Source organism: Flavobacterium commune (assembly GCF_001857965.1).
In the GTDB taxonomy this organism is placed as follows: Bacteria; Bacteroidota; Bacteroidia; order Flavobacteriales; family Flavobacteriaceae; genus Flavobacterium; species Flavobacterium commune.
This window is the reverse complement of the sequence record NZ_CP017774.1, coordinates 3,176,232-3,196,878: the sequence shown is the minus strand read 5'-3', so window position 1 is coordinate 3,196,878 and position 20,647 is coordinate 3,176,232. Positions and strand designations below refer to the sequence as shown.

Here is a 20,647-nt window from a genome sequence, read left to right as displayed (position 1 = left end):
TTCAGTTCAATTATTTTGCTTCAAAAACATAGGATTTTCCAGCCACTGTATTAAAATCATACAACTTAGTTTTAGGAGATTGATAGCCTTTCAGAACTGCTTTTTCTGAAATTAAAGGATCTTTGATAGCATTTACGTTATAGAAAATATTGGTATTTTCTCCTTTGGGTTGCTCTAATTTTACTTCACCTACTAACATAACATCAGACGCTAATCGCAATCTGCAATTTCCTCCTAAAACCGATTTTATAATTAATTGTTTCAATTTTCCATTCTCCCATTCCATACCCACTTCAAAACCTCCTCTGGCTTTCAAACCGCTCACTTTTCCACTTTTAAAATCATCCGGCAAAGCAGGAAGCAGATAAATTGCGCCGTCATAACTTTGCAATAACATTTCGGTTATTCCGGCTGTACATCCAAAATTCCCATCAATTTGAAACGGCGGATGCGCATCTAAAAGATTCGGATAGGTTCCTCCTGATTCTCCTTTACTTTCTAATGGTGCCGGACTTAACTGGTCCTTTATCAATTTGAAAGCCCTGTTTCCATCCAATAATCTAGCCCACCAATTTACTTTCCAGCCCATAGACCATCCCGTTGAAACATCACCTCTGGAAATCAAAGTATTTTTAGCCGCTTCAATTAATTGCGGTGTTCTAAATGGTGAAATTTGTCCAGATGGAAACAAGCCGTACAAATGAGAAATATGTCTGTGATGATCATTTGGTTTGTCTAAATCATGAAGCCATTCCTGTAATTGTGAATATTGTCCTATCTGCATTGGCGGCAATCTTTTTAATGCAACCGCAACCGAATCAGCAAAACGACTATCGGTTTTTAAAATTTTAGAAGCATCAATGATATTATTGAAAAGATCAAAAACCAATTGATTGTCCATCGTTGTTCCTGCAGAAACACCCACACTACTCTCATAAGTATTTTCGGGAGACATGGACGGAGCAACCACTAACCATTTGTTTTCCGGTTCTTCCTGAAGCACGTCCAGATAAAATTGAGCCGCACCTTTTAAAACCGGATAATATTCTTTTAAAAATGCTTTATCACCAGTGTAGAGATAATGTTGCCACAAATGTTGGGTAAGCCATGCACCACCCATTGGCCAAAGCCCATAAAATCCGCCATCAACCACTCCTGTCATGCGCCATAAATCGGTATTGTGGTGCATATTCCAACCTCGGGCGTGATACATTTCAGAAGCACTCTCTTTTCCTGTTTCGGCTAAATCTTTTAGCATACTAAATAACGGTTGATGCATTTCGCTCAGATTCGTTATTTCGGCAGGCCAATAATTCATTTCGGTATTGATATTTACCGTGTATTTACTGTCCCATGCAGGATTCAACTTATGATTCCAAATTCCCTGAAGATTCGCCGGCTGATTGCCTGGCTGCGAACTCGAAATAAGCAAATACCTTCCAAACTGAAAATAAAGCCCCACCAATTGCGGATCATAGGATGTAGCAAATTCTTTAATTCTTACATCAGTAGTTTTATTCGATTGAGGGGAATCTCCTAAAAACAATGATACTCTGTTAAAATACTTTTGGTACGCTGCCACGTGATTTTGGTAGGATTCTGCATAGCTTTTTTTATAAGCTTTCGCTAAAATAGTAGTTGCTTTTTCTAATGGGTTAACTGAAAGATCTTTATAGTTTTTAAAATTAGTCGCTATCGAAATTCGAATAACAACCTCATCAGCATCCTTAACCGTTAGCTTGTCAGCGGTAGTTATTAAACTTCCGCCTTTTAAAGTACAGGCTGCTTCTCCAACAAATTTTACTTTACCAGTTTTATTATCTGTATCACCCGTTGTTCCTTCAAAAAACAATTTACCATCCTGAGTTTTAAAATTGCTAACTATTTGTGGACTTGTAGCTGACAATGAAAAACTAATGCTTTTTTTCTTATCAGCAGTTAATTTCACAATAATAACATCATCTGAAAAAGACGCAAAAAATTCTCGCCTGTACGTTATTCCGTTTGCTTTATAACTCACAGACGAAACCGCTTTTTCTATATCCAAATCTCTTTTGTAATCCGTATAATTTTCATGACCCGGAAATTCAATCCATAAACTCCCAACTGTCTGATAAGGCATTCCGTAATTCAAATCTTTTGGAGCCTGTCTCGGGAAAGTTTTATTGGCTAAATCCTGAGCTTCTTTATTTCTCCCTGCAAAAAGTAATTTCCTTATTTCTTCAATATTGGAATAGACATTTTTAGGAACGTTATTGCCTGGTTCACCAGCCCAAACAGTTTCTTCGTTTAATTGCAATTCTTCTTTTTGAGGATTTCCAAAAACCATTGCCCCCAAACGACCATTACCAATTGGTAAAGCTTCATTCCAGTTGGTTGACGGCGTATCATATTGCAATTTTAATTTCTGTTGGGCATTTCCCTGAAAAACACTTATATATAGCAATAAACAGCCCGCAATAATCTTAATTCGATTCATTCTCTATTTTTTAATTTGATGAAAAAATATAATTTTCTGATTTTATATTATCGAAAATTACTTTGTTCAAAGTTATTCGTAAGTATAAGTTACTATCGAAGTTGAATAAGACCCTTGCTTATCGATAGTATTGATTTTAATTTGATAAGTAGCATTCAGTACTGCTGCAAAATCGGCAATAGAACTAATAGTTTGATTGGTTAAAGACTGAATAACTACATTATCTTTTTTTATTTCTATGTCATATTTTAATTCACCAGTAGTAGAATCTTCATCTTTACCTACCCAAGATAAACTTGCCATGCTGGTACTTTTGTTTATGTTAAAGTTTATTACTGCTGTGTAAGGCACATAGTTTCCTATAGGATTTCCAGGTGTGGTAAACGAATTCGTTGCACTAGCATTCACTCCATCACTATTTTTGGCAGTTACAGTCCAGGAATAAGTTTTTCCTTTGTCCAAAATCACTTTGTAGGAAGTAGTGCTAATTTCTTTTTTCAACACTTCAGTCCCAGCCTGAGTTAGTACTAAAACATAAGAAGTAGCATAAGCAGCTCCAGTCCAACTAAAACTGATTTCAGCTTTGGTATTGTCACTGGCAACAACAGTATAGGCACTACAGTTTTCACCATTAGCAGGCAAGGATAAATTGGGTTTTGCCGGCAGATTCACTACCGGATCTCCATCTGAGTTGCCACCGCCACAGGACACTAAAAGCCCTAAACCAACAGAGAAGCATATTGTTTTAATATTTTTTATTATTATCATTTTAAAATAACTTTAAATGTTTGTACTTCGGTTCCCTGAATAATTCTTACCAGATACATTCCCACAGCAAATCCTTTTAAATTTACACTGGTAGTAGTGCTATTAACTTTTTGCTCCAGCATTAATGTTCCGCTGGTAGTGTACACTTGGATTAAACCGCTGTTTAATCCTTCAACATTTACTATATCGCTAGTTGGATTTGGATGTACAAAGGCTGTTGGACTCATTTTAAAAGTATCTTGAACTATTCCCTGACAATCACTATTAGTTTCAATAGTTACCGTGTTTGTAGATTGAAGCAAATTGGCATCGATTTCAATTTTAGCTATTTCACTGTTAACTGTAATGTAAGTACTGCTAACACCATTAACCGTTACATTATACTCATTACTTCCGGAAACAGTATAAGTCACCGTTTTGTTAAATTCTTCTCTCTTAGCAGTCAGAGCCGAAATTTCTTTGACAACTACAGTATAACTCTCCTGGAAAGAAATAGAAGGTATCGAAACAGTAATAACATAAGTTCCTGCTGTAAGATCTGATTTCACCCAATTGGTTGTAGTAGTAATAGTTTGGTTATTTAATGCTAAGTTAAGTCCGTTTCCTGTGATGGTCAGGTTATACGTATATCTGTTCAAATCAGTACCAACACTAATTTTACCATTAGCCTTAGCCGGGCAAGTAGGTGTTTCTACATATACTTTAAGTTTAGGAGTAGCTGTTGAGGAATTGCCTGCAATAGTAATATTTGGAGTAGAGCTATTTACATCCATATCCACACCCAAATAGTAGCCTGGATGAGGCGGTTGATTATAGCCTGAATTTTGCCAAGCAATTGCCACTCTATACTGAGGATCGTGCATCAAAGTATATAATTTATGCGTAGTCGGAATATTGGTTGTATAAATCCTGATAGAAGTATTGTCATCTTTACGAAAGATTACCTCTTCTCTCCAATCCCCAAAAAGATCGGCACTTAAACATGGTGTTGCTTTAGTGGTATTGTTTGATGAGTATCCTGTAGCAGTGAGCATATTAACCGTTTTTCCATTAATATAATCCCATTTGTCTATTTTATTCGAATCTAATAATTCTCGATTCAAATCTCCATCCCACCAGATAGAAAAATTCTGAGTTGGTTTTTTATTGCTAATAAGATTGCCTTTGCAGTCCATCAAATAGTTTGTTGTGGTTGTAATTCCTTGAGCATCTTTTACACCAGCACTACCAAAACATTCATATCCTTTGTAGCGTGGGTCAATATCTGCGGCATTACAACGCCCTACATCTGTATTTGCTGGTATACCCCATAGTGTTGTTCCAGTTTTGGCATCCAGAAATACCAGACCATTGGTTTTATACTTAGCAGGTTCTTCCAGACACATCCATATTTCTTGTCCGGGACGGTCGGGATCCATATCGGTCATATGTAAAGCATCACCGTGACCTAAAGTGTTAGCAAATAATAGTGTCCCATCGTCATTAATACCGCTTGAACCGTTAAATATTTCATCTTTACCATCTCCATCAACATCACCCACGGTCATTTGGTGGTTTCCCATACCTGCCGCTCCAGAATTTCCGGAAGTATTACTATCAAAAATCCATCGTTGGGAAAGTTTACCGTTTCTCCAGTCCCAAGCCACACGTACCAATCTGGTATAGTAACCACGTCCCATTATCAAACTGGGTTTGGATCCGTCAAGATAAGCGATAGCAGCAACAAAACGTTCTGAACGTCCTCCGTAACTATCACCCCAGGAAGATACGCTTTCGCGAGCTGGCAAGTAATCAGTAGTAGCCATTGCTTTCCCTGTTTCGCCATTAAAAATAGTTAAAAACTCAGGCCCCGATATAACTCCACCATAAGTACTTGTCGATGTTTTACTCCCATTTGGGTTTCTGTAATCTGCTGCTGCATCGCCAATAACTATTCCGGTTCCATCGATGGTTCCATCCGCAGTTTTACAGGCCAATTCAGCTTTCCCATCCGAATCCAAATCATACACCATAAACTGGGTATAATGGGCACCAGCACGAATGTTTCTTCCTAAATCGATTCTCCATAAACGTGTTCCGTCTAAGCGGTAGCAGTCAATATAAACGTTACCAGTATAACCTGGCTGTGAATTGTCTTTTGAATTGGTTGGATCCCATTTTACAAATATCTCATATTGGCCATCACCGTCTACGTCGCCCACGCTACAATCGTTCACGTTATAGGTGTAGGCTACATTATCGGGAGTGGTACCTCCGGGAGGAACTTGCATGGGGATATCCAAATATTGATTTGCCCAAACAGTAGCTGATTCTGAAGCCGACTCTTCTACTCCATTAATAATAGCCCGAACAGTATAAGTACCGTTGGTAGTAGTTGCATGAGTATAATTTGTAGTAGTTGTAAAAGGACTTCCTGCCAGTTTTACACCGTCACAATATAAATTGTAGCTTACATCAGTGGATTCGGTTCCCAGCATTCTCCAGCCCACATACACCCTACTAACATCGAGTCGTGTTGCGATCAGGCCTCGGTTTAGTTTTTCAACATTGCGCTGGGCTATTAGCTGAGTGGTTATCCCAAATAAGAACAGCATTAAAAATACTGTTTTTTTGAAAAGAAATATTTGTAATTTTTGGTTCATAGTTGGTCTAATTGTTTGTTATAAAGCTTTTAATACATAAATAATTCGTTGATTAACATTAAAAAATTGGAAATTAAAAAAGTATTTAAATTTAAAAAATACTGTCATACTGAGTTAAGCCTAATGGACACAGCCAAAAATCTATTTTTTAGATATATCATCAAGGATTTTCTTTGGGTTCCAGTTATCGATAACCGGCTTTTCAGCATAGCTTTTAAAAATATTTTCTACACTATATTCTTTTACCTGATCAGCAGTTAAATGTTTCATCCATTTTACCCGTTCATTTGGATAAGCTCCGATGCCTGTAGAATTGTATTCGCCATAAAAAGTAGTAGTTTCGGCTTCCAGTTTACCCCAGTTATGCCAACCTTCGGGTTTTATGTGTCCTCCCATTTCGCATTTAATAAATACCGTTTTAGCAAAATTTCTCCAAGGTCTTCCCAGATAATAGCTGCCATTTGCTGAATTTGTCGTCAATTTACAATTTAAAAAAACTAATCCATAAGGATTTTTTTCGTTCGTACTTGCGGCAGTAAGATAACCGCCTCCTGCTTTTGCAAAAATTTCGCATTGATCAAAAACAGCAGTTGAAGCTCCAAAAATAAAATCAACAGTCCCTTCAATGTAACAGTTTTTATAGTATTGTCTGCTTGTGGTACTACGCGGATAGAGTGTGTCCTGAAAACCCAGAAATTTACAATTATCAAAAATTATCTTATCTCCGTCAATTCGAACAGCTACGGCCTGTCCAACAGATCCTGATGAATTTTCGAAGGTGATATTTTTAGCTTTAAAATTATCTCCAGTAACAATAAAACTGGCTGATCCGGATGTTCCTATATCCTGTCCTGAAGCATTTTTTTTCGAAGCATAATCATCATAAGTAAGAATAACATTGTCTTTACTTTCTCCAATTAAGCTAATGTTATTCTTATCCTTGATTACTTCCAATTTCTCTTTATAAATACCATTCTTAATTAGAATTCTAGTCTCCTTGGTCTTAAGAAGTGCTACCGAATTAAGAGCTTCCTTTACCGTTTTATAATTACCACTTCCGTCTTGAGCAACCACTATATCGTACTTATTTATTTTGATTGAAGTTTTAATAGTTTTAGAATCATTAGCTGCTTCAATAAAAAAACTGTTCATTAAAAACACAGAAGCCATTAAAATTTTTGCAATCATTATTTATTTTTTTATCAGTATTGTTTTTATTTTAGGTTCAATAAAAGAAATATCCCTTACTAATTTTGAATTAATTCAATCTTTAAAAAAGAGGGGAATCCTAAAAATTCCCCTCTACTATAAAAAATTATCTAGTTAAACCATCTTTTATCACCGGCAACTCCTGTCCCTGCAAAACCTATTCCTTCTTTAACATGGAAATCTCCAATGGCCGGATTAACAAACAAACCGTAAATATTAGATGGCACTACTGTTATACCATTAAATGGTCTAACATCTACGATCATGTCATTTGTTTTATAACTGCCTGTATAAGAAATAGGAATATTACTGTAATTCCCATTAGTATCATTGATTTTAGCACCTCCGTTAGGGCCTCCTAAAATAAGATTTTGAATAGAAACTTGTGAAGGTTTATTATTATCAAATAACCAAAGATGCCCCATTGATAGCGTAATATTTACACAAGTAATATTTTTAAAATTAACTTTAGTAGCAATACGGATGTCTCCAAATCTGGTGCTGATTTCTGTCAAAGTACAATTTGAAACATTAAGTGAACCTACTGTGGTAGTTCCTCCAAAATTAAACATTCCCCAACCTCCTGTGTTTGAAATCCATGAATTGTTTACATAAATATCTTTTATGACAGTTACACCACCGGCTCTTACTACAGAATTGATATTAGATACATTACAACCTTCGATAAAAATGTTATTGACTGTTTTTCCTCCAAGATCAATAAAGAAATTCCCTGAAGAGGTTGTCGTCAAGTATTGAATTATGATATCTTTCATTTGAGTGGCAACATTAAATCTGGCATTAGTCAAAATTGGTAACTCACCATTACTACCTGTAGATCCTGTAAAAGCAATATTATTCACTCCTGTAGGAACCATAATTTCGCCCCCAATTGCATAAGTTTTACCCACTTCAAATTCTACCGTAATATCAGTAGCTCCACCTAATACAAGGTTACTTAAAACCGTATTTATGCTTGCTGCATTGTCAGCTTGTAAAACTTTGTAAACAGCACTATTAGAAATTCCTGTAGTTGTTATATTCAAAGTACCTCTATTATTCGCTCCATTAAAAATCTTAGCAATATATTTTGTCCCAATACTTAAATTGTCAAAACTAAGTTCACCCAATGTTATCTGCTCTTGGTTTAAAGTTACCTCCTTTATTAGTTGCATTTCATTACTGTAAAGAACAACCTTAGTTACATTTGAAGTCAATGCCCACTTTAGCTTTATACTATTAGTCGTTGGAAAATAATTAGTAAAAATCTGTTCTGGTGGCGTTTCAAAATAAATCTGATTATAACCTGATTCCATACCGGATGATTCATCTATACTTTTCATTCTAACTGAATATTTAGTTGTTCCATCTAGTCCAGTAAACATCTCCCGATATTCAACCTTAGTTAGATTATTGGAATCAGCAAAAGGAGTCAAATTAGCTGCCGAAAACTCTACCGTTTTTACAATTTCCTTAAATTCCAAACTGTCTTTACTGAATTCGAAGACATATTTAGTTGCCGAAATAGATTTCGTAAACTTAAGTTCAACTGAAGTAGACTGAAGTTTAGAGACCTCGAATATTAATGACTTGAAAAGCCTGTCGTGTCCCGGCTCAACCTCCCAATCATTATAATCTTTTTCACAACTCACCATAAAACAGGAGAGTATTGAAACCACAAAAATTAATATACTGTTTTTCATTTAAATTTGGTTTAAAAGTTTAGTAGCCATAAGAATTTGTAAGGAAACCTTTTGACTCAAATACATCTTCATAATAGATAGCAAAATATTGTCTGTAATTACAGTTCTTATTCCCCATAGTATATTGGGCAAGATTAGCCTGAATCTCACCACCATTTGTCATAGAGCTAAGAAAACTAGAATAATCGTAAGCCTTATTAATTCCGGTAGCTGCCAATAATACTTTTGTAGGATTATCCAAATAAGTCCTGCTGGTTCCACTGGTTGGTTTTACGATACTCTTTGTAAACCAGGAGGCCGACTGATACTCCGTTCCAGGACTGGCTCCCAGATTAGTATAAAAATTGATGGATTTTTGATCAATAAACTCAGCATCTTTGAACTTATAATAAATCGTTTGTGGGAAATCTGAAGGCTGATAAGTTTTGTCAAAAATGGTTACAGGCACTTTGTTGTCAAGCATTAAACAAAGTGTCTTCTTCATCGTTTCTATTTTTTCATATAACAATCCCCAACGACACAAATCACCTTTACGAATGGATTCGCAACCAAATTCCCAAGCGCGTTCATTAACAATGGCATTGAAAAAATTAGCATCATATTCTTTAATTTTTGGAGAACCAGCACCAAAAGCACGTTCCCTTACTTTTTCTAAGGCTTGACGAGGAGACATTCCTGCTGTAGTATTTACCGCATCCGGACTAGTCAACTGACTCTGAGCTTCGGCAAACATTAAATAAATATCTGAATAGCGCATCAAAATCCAGTTTACACCTGTAGCTATACGGGAATTGGCTGTTTTATGCAATGCCAAATAAGAAGGTGCCATCCAGTAAATACGCCATTTTGCGAAACTAACATTTAAAGCATCTGTTTTCATAGTTTCTTTATTGGCACTACCATAACTTGTCCATGTTAAAGTAACATCACGACGTAAATCATCACGATCGAAAGAATAAAAATAATAAGCCTGAGAAGCCACATAACTTCCTCCAAATCCTCTTGAACCATATTTTGTATTACCTGCTACTTCATAACCCATCAAAGAACCAATATCCCCATTATTTCCTAAACCAAAAGCAACTTCAAAAAGATTCTCGTTGTAGGTATTCTGCTGTAAACTACATACGGTTTTCCATATATTTTCATAACTAGGATCCAACGCATGCGGATGTGCCGAGCTTCCTAAAATTTCAGCCGTTTGCTGAGCCGCTATTTGATAATAATCTCTCCAGTTTTTAACTCTCCCCACATAATAACCGTTTTCTTCCTGTATCGTTGGATGATGCTCAACATCGGCATCAGGAAATAAATTACCGTCACGCAAAGACCATCCTCCGGCATAAAGAGCAACCTTTGCCAAAAGCCCTTTTGCGAAAGCTTTAGAAATACGTTCTGAAGTCGAATACTCCGCATTAGATTTTAACCATGGCAAATAATCTACAGCCTCAGTCAAATCTTCTACTAAACCTGCATAGATGGTATCTCTATCTGTTTTTCCCATATAAACATTAGTAAGATCTGATTTAGATGCTTCTCTCTTAAATGGTACATCGCCCCAGTATTTCACTAATTCAAAATAAGCCATTGCTCTAAGAGTTAAAGCTTCTCCTAATAGCGGTTTCATCTCAGCAGCTCTGGTCTCAAATATTGGTGAATTCCTAATTCCATCCACAGCTGTAGAGGCTAATTCAGCAAACTCATACAGCGTTTGCCATTTGGTAGTCTGATTATAAGGATCATCATAAAAATTACCGGCACCAGAATCACTACTGGTAGAATTATAACCTGTGGTAGAAAAACCCGAATTAGTCTCAATATCCGAAACTCCCTGCCAGTTTACTGATAACTTTTGTCCATAAATATAGGTATCGGTCATCTTTCCGTAAACTCCCATAATGGCGGCTTTAGCCATTGATGGTGTTTTAAAAACGGTTTCAGAACTTAATTTAGAAGGCGAAGTTGTTTCCAAAAAATCATCACTACAGGAGAATAATCCCAAAGCAACAATAATGAAAGAATAGTATATTATTTTTTTCATAATCTTTTTAATTAAAATGTTACGTTAGCTCCAAATAAAACTGTTCTGGCTTTTGGATAAGCTGACCAATCTAATCCCGGTGTCAATGGAGAACTATTTGTACTTACTTCGGGATCTTGTCCTGAATATTTTGTCCAAACTTTTAAATTATTTCCGGATACATAGCAGCGGATTTTTTGAATGAATCTTCCTTTAGCAATACTTTCTGGAAGTGTGTAACCTAATGTTAAATTACCAAGTCTTAAAAAAGAACCATCTTCAATTGCCCAATCAGTTATTATTGTTGAATTAGATAATGGATGCCATATTGAAGCATTTTGATTAATCTCTTGTAACAACTGCGGATTAGCATCGGCACCAAACATGATATTGTTGCCTGTAACCGGATCAATAGTTGTAAAACGATTTTCTAAGCTCATAATAGAACTTGCATTGTTGTAACGCTTTGAACCACTGAAAGTAGTATTATCAATTTTATTGGCATTGTAAATATCATTGCCATAAGACCAGTTGAACATTGCCGACAAATCAAAACCTTTATACGAAGTATTGATTGAAAAACCTCCTGTATGTTTTGGCTGTGCTCTACCAATAACTTTACGATCTTCATCAGGATTGATAACTGTACCTGTACCGCTTAATTTTTTAAGTTTCATATGTCCCGGTCCAAAATAATTCCCTGAAGTTGTGATTACTTTAGAAGCATCTACTACTCCCGGATTCAAAATCCATTTCTTTTGAGTGTTATCATATGTAAAATCGTCAAAACTATAAAACCCATCCGAAACATAACCATACATTAACCCAACAGGTTGTCCTACTCTGGCTCTATAATCATCACGTCCTACATTTGGGGCCCAGTTGGCAGCAGCAATCATTTCATTAGAACCGTCTAAACTTTTTACTATATTTTTATTAAATGCTATATTAAAATTAGCTGACAATTTAAATTGATCGGAGTCAACGATATCTCCTGACAAAGTGAACTCTAACCCTTTATTAGATGTGCTACCTATATTTTGGTATTGCGAAGTATATCCTGAGTTAGAAGGTAATGCCACTGCAAGAATTAAATCCTTAGTATCGATTTGATAAGCATCAATACTCAAATTTAATCTTTGATTAAAAAATCCTAAATCAAGACCTAAGTTAGTTGAAACCGTAGTTTCCCATGTCAGGTTTTCGTTTTTTAAAGTTGTCGAAGGTTTTAAAGTACTCTGTGCGTTATTGCCTATATAAATCAATCTGTTAGCTGATGATTCAAAAGTATAATCTTGTCTCCAATAAGATCCCACACGGGCATTACCTACTTCACCATAACTTAAACGAAACTTAGCATTGGATAACCAGTCTTTGGTTTTTTCCATAAATTTCTCTTCCGATAATCGCCATGCAAAAGCAGCTCCCGGAAAGAAACCCCATCTGTTTTTTGGCGAAAAAACATTTTTACCATCTAGTCTTGAAGTAGCACTAAAAATATACTTATTGAATAATGTATAATTAATACGTCCGAAATAAGAAGCCGTTCTGCTAGGCTCGTTAATCGTAGTATAAGTCGGCAATGGAGTTCCATAATTCCACATGGCTAATACGTCTTTAGCATTGAAATCATCAGGGAAAAATTTTGACTGTATTAATGTTTCACTAGTGTGTGAATCACGGGCTTCTTGTCCCAATAAAACATTCAATCGATGATTCGAATTACTAAAACTTCCATCATAACTTATCGTATTTTGCATAGACCAGTCAACCCCTTTTACATCCTGACGTCTAGCAACTGGCTGACCTCCATTGGAACTGGCCTCACCTGTATTTTTCAACCAAATATTATCAGTAAAATTTCTATTTACTGCATAACTACCCTGAGAAACAATAGTAATTCCTTTAAATGGCTTAAAAGTTAATCCTCCATTCATGGTAAGATTAAGATTATTTTGCTCTTTATATTCGTTTGAAATATTATAAATAGGATCATTAAGACTACTTAGAGCCTCAGCAGAAGTTATGTTATCACTAGTACCCAGGAGAGCACCAGGATCCAGATAAGTTAAACTTCTAACTGGCGCATATTTAATTCCGTCTCTTAATTTACTTCCACTAGAAACACTAGGTCCGGTAATGATTGTATTTGAAAATCTGGAGTTAAAATCTAAACGAAATTTTGAACTAATCTCTTTATTTAATTTAAAACTCAGATAGTCTCTTTTATAAGAAGAGTTTATCATTATAAAATCTTCAAAATCATGCGTATAATTAATCTTATATTGTAATTTCTGATCCCCTCCGGTCAAACCTAAATCAGTATGGGTTTGAAATCCGGTATTACCATATAATTTTTCCTGCCAGTCGAATCCTTTTTTTGATTTGTAAATATCACGATCACTCCACAAACCGTAAGCAGAATAAAAACTTGTACCAGAAACACTTGATCCCGGATCAATCTCTTTTTGAAAATATACATATTCATAAGGAGATAAAACATCCGTTAGGTTATAAGTCTTTTTTAAACCTGTATAAGCATTTGCAGTAATCTCAACTTTTCCTTTTTTTCCTGACTTGGTTGTTATAAGCACTACCCCATTAGCTCCCTGAGAACCGTAGATAGCTGCTGATGACGCATCCTTAAGTACATCGATAGTTTCAATGTCGCCAGGAGGAATATCATTAATATTGTTCACCTGAAAGCCATCTACTATATACAAAGGGGAATTATCCTGAGTAATCGAACTTCCTCCTCTTACACGAACATTAATTCGGGCATCTGGAGCCCCTTCGGTAATCGTAACGTTTACTCCGGCTAATCTACCCGCTATAGCCTGTAAAGCATTGGTAGCCGGAATATCCTTTAAATCCTTCATGTTTACTGAAGCAACAGAACCTGTTAAATCTTTTCGTTTTGCTGTTCCGTATCCAATAACCACTACCTCTTCAAGTTTGCTAGAGATTTCCTGCATGAGTACATTAACTATTTTTTTTCCGGAAACAGGAACCTCCTGAGTTTCCATTCCGATATAGCTAAAAACTAAAACAGCATTTGAAGAAACATCAGGAAGTACAAAATTCCCATCCATATCTGTAATTGTACTTTTTTTAGTTCCTTTAACAAGAATAGACACCCCCGGAATTCCAAGTCCTTTATCATCCACGACCTTTCCTGAAATTTTTGCTTGTTGGGGCTGAAGGACTAAAACGGTTTTCTTTTTTTTTAAACTTACCGAAATAGCATTATTCAATACGGTCTTCGTTTTTCCATAAACAATAGGTGAAAATGAAAAAGCTACCATAACTAATAAAGCTAAATGCCTTTTTTCTATCAAAGCATTACTTAAGCCAAAGTTTTTCCTTGACAACTTATTATTCATAATTTTTTGGTTTAGTTAGTTAATTAATTGCTTTTGTGTTTTTGAGGTAAGAATAATTTTTAATCATTCCGATGTTGCTTACCTCTCTAAATTTTTTTTTAAATGTTTTTACATAGTTAATTGGTTAGAAGTTTGACAAAAAAATGCAGCATTCAATTTTAGATTGATTAAAATGTGTTTCTAATAAAAAATCTTGTTTTTAGCGCATAATATTAAGTCAAAAGTAAATTTTGTCATTTAGGAGAATAGGGAGAAAATACAAATTGAAGGGGGTCATATTACCATAAATCTATATTTTACGGTAGTTTGAACTTAATTTAGTTTTAAAAAAGTAAAGAAAACTAAATAGAATAAAGTGCTACTCTAATTTTAAAGCGCATTGATGCTTGAATATGTTGTTTTGTGAAAAAAAAAGTGGTTATCAAAAAATAAACCACCACAAAGCAGGAGTATTATAGAAAAAAAATAGCTTTTGAAATGAAACAGTATATTTAAAAGAATACTGATTATGTATTCGATATAATCCAATAATCCCAAAAATTAAAGAGAGCTACTTATATACTGTATTATACCGGGAAATTTTATATTATACAACAACTATAAGTGTTGTGAAGCTGAGCATTGCAAAATAATACTCATTAGATAATATAATTGATTTTAGCTAAAAAACTACTTTCCTAAAAATCCCATTTCCTTCATCCAGTCTTCACATAAATTTGTCCAAAGTTCCGTTGAACCGGGATTGTTTCTTAAAGCAATTGAATGTCCTCCCTGTGGAAAAATGTGCAAAGCCGATTTGACATTTGAATTCAAAAGCGATTGGTAATATTGAAGACTATTTAACGGATTAATTACAGCATCATTAGCAGCACAAGTTACAAAGGCAGGAGGAGTATCTGTGGAAACATTCAACTCTGCCGAAAAAAGAGTTTCTAAATCAGCCGAAGCATTTTTACCCAGCAGCGCATCATGACTTCCTTTATGTGCATTTTGCTTCATGCTCAGAGCTCCCGAAATCAGGATTTGAAAATTAGGATTAAAAGCTATTGCATCTAAAGCATCATTTATTTGCGAATAGTCTTTTTTGATAGTTGCTAAATTTGCCGCCAGGCCACCGCCTGCAGAACATCCCATTACGCCAATTTTATTTTTATCTATTCCCCATTTTTCAGCATTATCACGAACAATTTTTATGGCTCGTTGTGCATCCATTAATGGTCCAAAAGTGGGGGCTTTCAAATCAGGCGAAGTAGGCAACCTATGCATCACTACAAAAGCATTCACTCCAAAGGTATTGAACCATTTTGCCAATTGGATTCCGGCAATATTATAAGTTAACTTTTGATAGCCTCCTGGCGAAAAAATTAAAACAGCAGCACCCGTATTTTCTTCTTTTGAAGTAAAAAAAGAATACATTCCCGGTGTACTCACCTGAGTTACCCTTTCGCGTTCTTCAATATGTTCTAACTTCATTCCCTTAGAATTAGGCATTTTCCCTTCGGGCCAAAGTGCTTTATAATCCTGTGCTAATACAGCAGTAGTTGTCAATACTAGCAACAAACTCAATATGATATACTTTTTATTCATAATCAAATTTTCGCTATTTAATCTCTTTGATTGGTTCTTTTACTAAAGATAGAAAATTACTTCCTTGAATAACTTCACTATTTTTAGTCTCTAAAAAAACATCAGTATTTATTCTTTGAAAACAATTATTCAGCAAAGCATTTTTACATTCTGTTACTTTTATTACTGATTGATTTTCCAGAGGTTTCTTCGACCTTATATCACTCAAAAGTAAGCCATCACATTTATAAAACTCCAAAGATGCCCCTTTTTGTGTACTAATATCCACATTATTAAAGCTCAGATTTGTTGCAATTGCTGCACTAAAACCTTCTTTTGCCTCCAGGTTGATATTCGTAAAAGACAGCTCATTTATTGGCATTTCTTCGATACCGTTTATTACCCCGGCCTTATTTATATTAATTCCCGAAACATCACTTATATGAATATTTCGAAATATAGGAGTGCGTTCAGAAACTGGTTCTGCTTTAGACGATCTGTCATAAAACAAATCGAAAGTAAATGCATTTCGACTAATATTTCGCATTACGATATTTGAAACTCTAATATTTTCCACAACTCCGCCTCTTCCTCTCGATGATTTCATACGAATACCAGCATCGGTTCCATCAAAAACACAATTGGAAATAACTACATTTTTTACCCCGCCGGACATCTCACTTCCTACGACCACACCACCATGACCAGCAAGCATTACACAATTAGTGATAGTTATATTTTCACATGGTTTACCATAGCTTCTACCTTGAAAATCACGCCCGGATTTTATGGTAATACAATCATCTCCAACACTAATAAAACAATCCGAAATTCTAACATTACTACAAGATGATGGATTAATTCCGTCAGTATTTGGACCATGCGGATTAGTTGACGGATTAAAAATAGTTACACCATGAACAACAACATCATTACAGCCTACAGGATTGATTGTCCAAAAAGGAGAATTTTGGATACGAACACCTTCAATTTTAATTTTATTGCATTCTAAAAACTGGATAAATGGTGGACGGAAAAATTGATTTTTAAGCCCCGCTTCATAATAAGGTTCAACTTTCAAATCTTTATTCTCTTTAGTCCACAGTTTCTGAAGTTCAGTAGGATTTTCTATTTGTCCTTTTTCTTTGACTTCAGCTGATATTTTTTTTATCTCATTCCACCAGGCAAATCCATTACCATCCAAAGTACCTTCTCCTTTTATACTAATATTTTCTGCCTTATACGCATTGAGCAATGGAGCAAACGTATTCATAAAAATCCCTTCATAGCGCACATTTTGAAAAGGTACATAATCATTAAAATCAGACGAAAACTTTAAAGTCGCACCAGCTTCTAAATAAATAGTAATATTACTTTTTAAAGTAATTGCTCCAGTGAGATAGGTTCCCGAAGAGAAGTAGAGTATTCCTCCTCCCTCTTTAGCTACCAAATCAATAGTTTGATTTATCAGTTTAGTACATTTTGTTTTACCTGTATTGTCTGCTCCTAATATTTTAATATCGTAATTTTTACTATATCCCAAAAAGGAAAAAAATACAAGAAATACAGTACAAACATTTTTGATAGATCTTTTTTTCATTATTTGCTTTTTTAATGCCTTTATATTTTTACAGATAAACTCCAGATTACTTTTTAGACAATTAAAGTTTGCTCGAATCTAGTTTCCATTCACTTTCCATTTTAAAAATTTTATCCAATTCAAATTCAGAAACTTCGCTTTTCTTTAGGTTATGCGACCATTTTACCCGTTTTGAAACATCGGCACCGGGTCCTGTATTTCCAAACTCAGCATAAAAAGCAGTCTTTTCCTTTTCGGGTTTGTCCCAATTATGCCAGCCTTCCGGCAGAATATGTTTTCCCATAAAACATCTTATGAAAACTACATTGGCATATTCCCTCCATGGTCTTCCCAGAAAGACTTTCTTAACACCCGGTTCTGCCGTCAACACGCAATCCAAAAAAACAAATCCAAACTGATTCTCTTTGGGAGTATTGGCTGCCGTTATATACGAATCTGTATTACTATGAATTTCACATTGATCAAAAACTGCAGTAGCTGATCCAAAAATATAATCGGTAGTTCCTGCAATGAAACATTCTTTAAAATACTGACGGCTATTATTTCCTGCAGCATACAAAGTATCCTGATTAGCTAATAATCGACATCGGGAAGCTACAAAATAATCGCCCTCGACATGAAGCGCAACCGCCTGACCTACTCTTCCTGCTGAATTTTCGATAGTCAAATTTTCAATTTTGATATGATCTCCTAAAATCTTTAGCGTATAACTGTTAAAAGTTCCTATATTCTCCTGACCCGCATAATTATTATAGCTTATAATTGTCTTGTCTTCACTCTCACCAATGAGACTTATATTAGCATGAAAAGAATCGATTAAAACTTTCTCATTATAAACTCCATTTTTAATAAATATCTTTTTTTCATCAGCAGAAAAAGCGCCACAGGCAGTAACCGCCTCTTGAATAGACTTAAAGTCGCCCGAACCATCCAAGGCAACGAGAAAATCTATTTTATTTGCAAAAACTGAATTTACAGGAAGAAGTACTATCCCTGCAATGAATATAAAAAAACAAACCAATCTCATTTTGTCATTACATTAAAAAAAGAAAGAATAATAAATTTATTATCCTTTCTTCTATTACAACCAAACTAAATTAAAAAAAACTATAATTACCAGTTATAGCCTTCAACTTTTTACTAACCATGCAAACATAGCTTCTTCTAAAAATAACAAGGTGTGTTTTTTACAATACTACAAGGGTATAATTACAATTATATGAGTTATTACTAATCTTTTACAAATAAACAAAAGCTTTATTTAAAGATCATTACAACTATTTAATAAAAGTAAAATTTTTATCAATATTTATCAGTTTAAAATTTTTCATTGGTTGGTTTTTAAATATAAATTCATAATTTATTTTTTTGTGGTTTCGGTTATTTTCCAACTCATTGGGATTGAATTGAATTTGTTTTTAATCATCCCATTTTGATATGCAATCAATAGGAATTACATATCACTTAATCTTTTTTTGTTTCCCCATAGGCTTTTAATTTGATTATAGAATTCAATTCTCTTTATTTATCTACAATCAAAAATACCTACATAAATTCTCCCTGAATACTAATTATCAACCATTCTGCATAAACTATCACTCATTTTTAAATTTATTTCATTAAAAACATAGTTAAATTTTACAATTTATTTTCCCACTGTAAAACACTCAATTAAAACCATTTACAACAGAAATAAATTCACCAATAATTATAAAAAACAAAGCCAAGATTGCGCTTAAGAAAAACGCAATCTTGGCATAAACCGTTGGTAAAATTGTTATTTGATGAATTATCAAATTGGACTTAAAGAAATTTATAAAGTCTTCGACAGACTCAAACTGATATATGAGTTTACAAACACAAAAGCCTGTAAAACTCTTATTTTAGAGAATTTTACAGGCTTAAAAATAATCTTAGAATTTATTCAATAAAAATAAACCCGAATTATTTAGAGTATAACAAAGTTCCAAAACCTAAATCATCATATCCTCCACTATTAGGATTCAAATCTCCGCTTCCACCTTCTGGATAGCCCAACTCCTTAGCCATTTTTACATATCGGGCAGAAATTCCTTTTCCTTTTGTGTAATGATTATAAATTCTTTCCCATACTGGTCTAATTTGGCTTCTGCCAGCATCATCAGCAGCTGTTGTATGAGTAACATTAGCACAGTTAGTGTAAGTTTTAAAAGGTACATTTAATCTCGCAGCATTATACTTAGCCACATATTCAGCACCTTTCAATATCATATTGTCATTATAGCCATAGATATCTAAACCTTGATTTTCTGCCATTTGAGCAATAGAACCGAGCAAACCTATTACCATCAAAGTATGCCCTTGATCACGACCACTTTCTTGAATTTGCCCCAAATCAATATCGTCATTAGCCGATTTTGGATGAATATGATTGATAGCTTTTAACAATTGTCCATTTCCTACCCCTTTCATCAAATAATTAATAACGTAAGTGTACATTGAGACATCATCATTCAATACTGCTATAGACATCATAGAAGCCAAATTACACAAATCCCAGTTAGCCCAATAATGCGTGCTGCAAGCGTTCCAATGCGTATCTAAAAAAGCTTTATTTACCGGATAAAATACATCCAACATCCACTTTTTAAATTTAGCCAAATCGGTAGCATTCCATCCTGAATAGTCACGCATGATTTCAGCTGCATTTGCAAACTGATATCCATAAATTCCGGCACCTAATGCTTTATTAGAATCTCCGCTGATAGAAGTACAAGTAGCAGCCCAAGCATTCAAAATTTGAATCGATTTATTGGCATAAGCTACATCTCCTGTAATTTTCCAACGAATTGCTGTTAAATAAGCGGCATGAGCATCTTCCATTGCTGTTGAATAATTATCTGCTAATGGTTCTTCTCTAGAACCTCCTCCTCTAATAAGAGTTACCACCGGTCCTTTCATCACATAAGTAGCTGAAGCATGGCTATTAGAAATCATTTTATTATACCCTGAAATCCATGGATCTACCTGATTATCAACCTTTGTTTTCATTCTGTCAAAATCGACTTGAGAATGTAATAATCCCGGATGGGCAAAAACTTTATTTGAAGGCACTGTAATATCCTCAATTACAGAAACTTCCTCTACCTTCTTTTCTGGTAATCCGTATTCATAAGTGCAGGCAATAAAAGACAAAGAACTTATTATTGCGATTGCTATTTTTGTATTTATCATTTTTTATATTTTTAGAAGTGTTTTCATTTTCTAATAATAGACCAAGAATAGAGATACTCTTCTT

11 protein-coding genes are annotated in these 20,647 nt (G+C 34.7%); all 11 read right to left on the bottom strand.

What is annotated here, in order from left to right; all coding sequences use genetic code 11:
• Positions 1-10: 10 nt before the first annotated feature.
• The 11 genes from BIW12_RS13280 to BIW12_RS13230 all read right to left on the bottom strand — a co-directional run bounded on the left by BIW12_RS13280 (position 11) and on the right by BIW12_RS13230 (position 20,583).
• A complete protein-coding gene (locus BIW12_RS13280; RefSeq protein WP_071185555.1) occupies positions 11-2,479 on the bottom strand; it encodes a glycoside hydrolase family 95 protein in 2,469 nt (822 codons plus the stop codon).
• A 72-nt stretch (positions 2,480-2,551) separates the two neighbouring features.
• Positions 2,552-3,247, bottom strand: coding sequence for a hypothetical protein (locus BIW12_RS13275; RefSeq protein WP_071185554.1), 696 nt, complete (start codon positions 3,245-3,247; stop codon positions 2,552-2,554).
• A complete protein-coding gene (locus tag BIW12_RS13270) occupies positions 3,244-5,889 on the bottom strand; it encodes a rhamnogalacturonan lyase family protein (RefSeq protein WP_083382131.1) in 2,646 nt (881 codons plus the stop codon). The genes BIW12_RS13275 and BIW12_RS13270 overlap by 4 nt, the downstream gene beginning before the upstream one ends.
• A gap of 141 nt (positions 5,890-6,030) precedes the next feature.
• Positions 6,031-7,077: a pectinesterase family protein gene (locus BIW12_RS13265; RefSeq protein ID WP_071185553.1), complete on the bottom strand. Its 1,047-nt coding sequence runs from the start codon at positions 7,075-7,077 to the stop codon at positions 6,031-6,033.
• 131 nt (positions 7,078-7,208) lie between these two features.
• The gene (locus BIW12_RS13260; protein WP_071185552.1) at positions 7,209-8,801 is read right to left on the bottom strand and encodes a hypothetical protein; all 1,593 of its coding nucleotides are present in this window, start codon (positions 8,799-8,801) and stop codon (positions 7,209-7,211) included.
• 19 nt (positions 8,802-8,820) lie between these two features.
• Positions 8,821-10,842 (bottom strand): RagB/SusD family nutrient uptake outer membrane protein, encoded by a 2,022-nt coding sequence (locus tag BIW12_RS13255; protein WP_071185551.1) that lies wholly within the window; start codon positions 10,840-10,842, stop codon positions 8,821-8,823.
• A gap of 11 nt (positions 10,843-10,853) precedes the next feature.
• A complete protein-coding gene (locus BIW12_RS13250; RefSeq protein ID WP_198033420.1) occupies positions 10,854-14,204 on the bottom strand; it encodes a SusC/RagA family TonB-linked outer membrane protein in 3,351 nt (1,116 codons plus the stop codon).
• Between the two features lie 669 nt (positions 14,205-14,873).
• Positions 14,874-15,791 (bottom strand): alpha/beta hydrolase, encoded by a 918-nt coding sequence (locus tag BIW12_RS13245; RefSeq protein ID WP_071185550.1) that lies wholly within the window; start codon positions 15,789-15,791, stop codon positions 14,874-14,876.
• Between the two features lie 13 nt (positions 15,792-15,804).
• On the bottom strand, positions 15,805-17,370 hold the full coding sequence (locus BIW12_RS13240; protein ID WP_071185549.1) for a glycoside hydrolase family 28 protein: 1,566 nt from the start codon (positions 17,368-17,370) through the stop codon (positions 15,805-15,807).
• A 61-nt stretch (positions 17,371-17,431) separates the two neighbouring features.
• Positions 17,432-18,397 (bottom strand): pectinesterase family protein, encoded by a 966-nt coding sequence (locus BIW12_RS13235; RefSeq protein WP_071185548.1) that lies wholly within the window; start codon positions 18,395-18,397, stop codon positions 17,432-17,434.
• 917 nt (positions 18,398-19,314) lie between these two features.
• Complete coding sequence (locus tag BIW12_RS13230) at positions 19,315-20,583, bottom strand: alginate lyase family protein (RefSeq protein WP_071185547.1); 1,269 nt, start codon at positions 20,581-20,583, stop codon at positions 19,315-19,317.
• Between the last annotated feature and the right edge of the window lie 64 nt (positions 20,584-20,647).

What these genes read in the sequence shown, in the direction of transcription:
- BIW12_RS13275 (WP_071185554.1), bottom strand. Translation starts at nt 3,247, where the DNA reads ATGATAATAATAAAAAATATTAAAACAATATGCTTCTCTGTTGGTTTA.
- BIW12_RS13235 (WP_071185548.1), bottom strand. Translation starts at nt 18,397, where the DNA reads ATGAGATTGGTTTGTTTTTTTATATTCATTGCAGGGATAGTACTTCTT.
- BIW12_RS13260 (WP_071185552.1), bottom strand. Translation starts at nt 8,801, where the DNA reads ATGAAAAACAGTATATTAATTTTTGTGGTTTCAATACTCTCCTGTTTT.
- BIW12_RS13280 (WP_071185555.1), bottom strand. Translation starts at nt 2,479, where the DNA reads ATGAATCGAATTAAGATTATTGCGGGCTGTTTATTGCTATATATAAGT.
- BIW12_RS13270 (WP_083382131.1), bottom strand. Translation starts at nt 5,889, where the DNA reads ATGAACCAAAAATTACAAATATTTCTTTTCAAAAAAACAGTATTTTTA.
- BIW12_RS13255 (WP_071185551.1), bottom strand. Translation starts at nt 10,842, where the DNA reads ATGAAAAAAATAATATACTATTCTTTCATTATTGTTGCTTTGGGATTA.
- BIW12_RS13250 (WP_198033420.1), bottom strand. Translation starts at nt 14,204, where the DNA reads ATGAATAATAAGTTGTCAAGGAAAAACTTTGGCTTAAGTAATGCTTTG.
- BIW12_RS13230 (WP_071185547.1), bottom strand. Translation starts at nt 20,583, where the DNA reads ATGATAAATACAAAAATAGCAATCGCAATAATAAGTTCTTTGTCTTTT.
- BIW12_RS13245 (WP_071185550.1), bottom strand. Translation starts at nt 15,791, where the DNA reads ATGAATAAAAAGTATATCATATTGAGTTTGTTGCTAGTATTGACAACT.
- BIW12_RS13265 (WP_071185553.1), bottom strand. Translation starts at nt 7,077, where the DNA reads ATGATTGCAAAAATTTTAATGGCTTCTGTGTTTTTAATGAACAGTTTT.
- BIW12_RS13240 (WP_071185549.1), bottom strand. Translation starts at nt 17,370, where the DNA reads ATGAAAAAAAGATCTATCAAAAATGTTTGTACTGTATTTCTTGTATTT.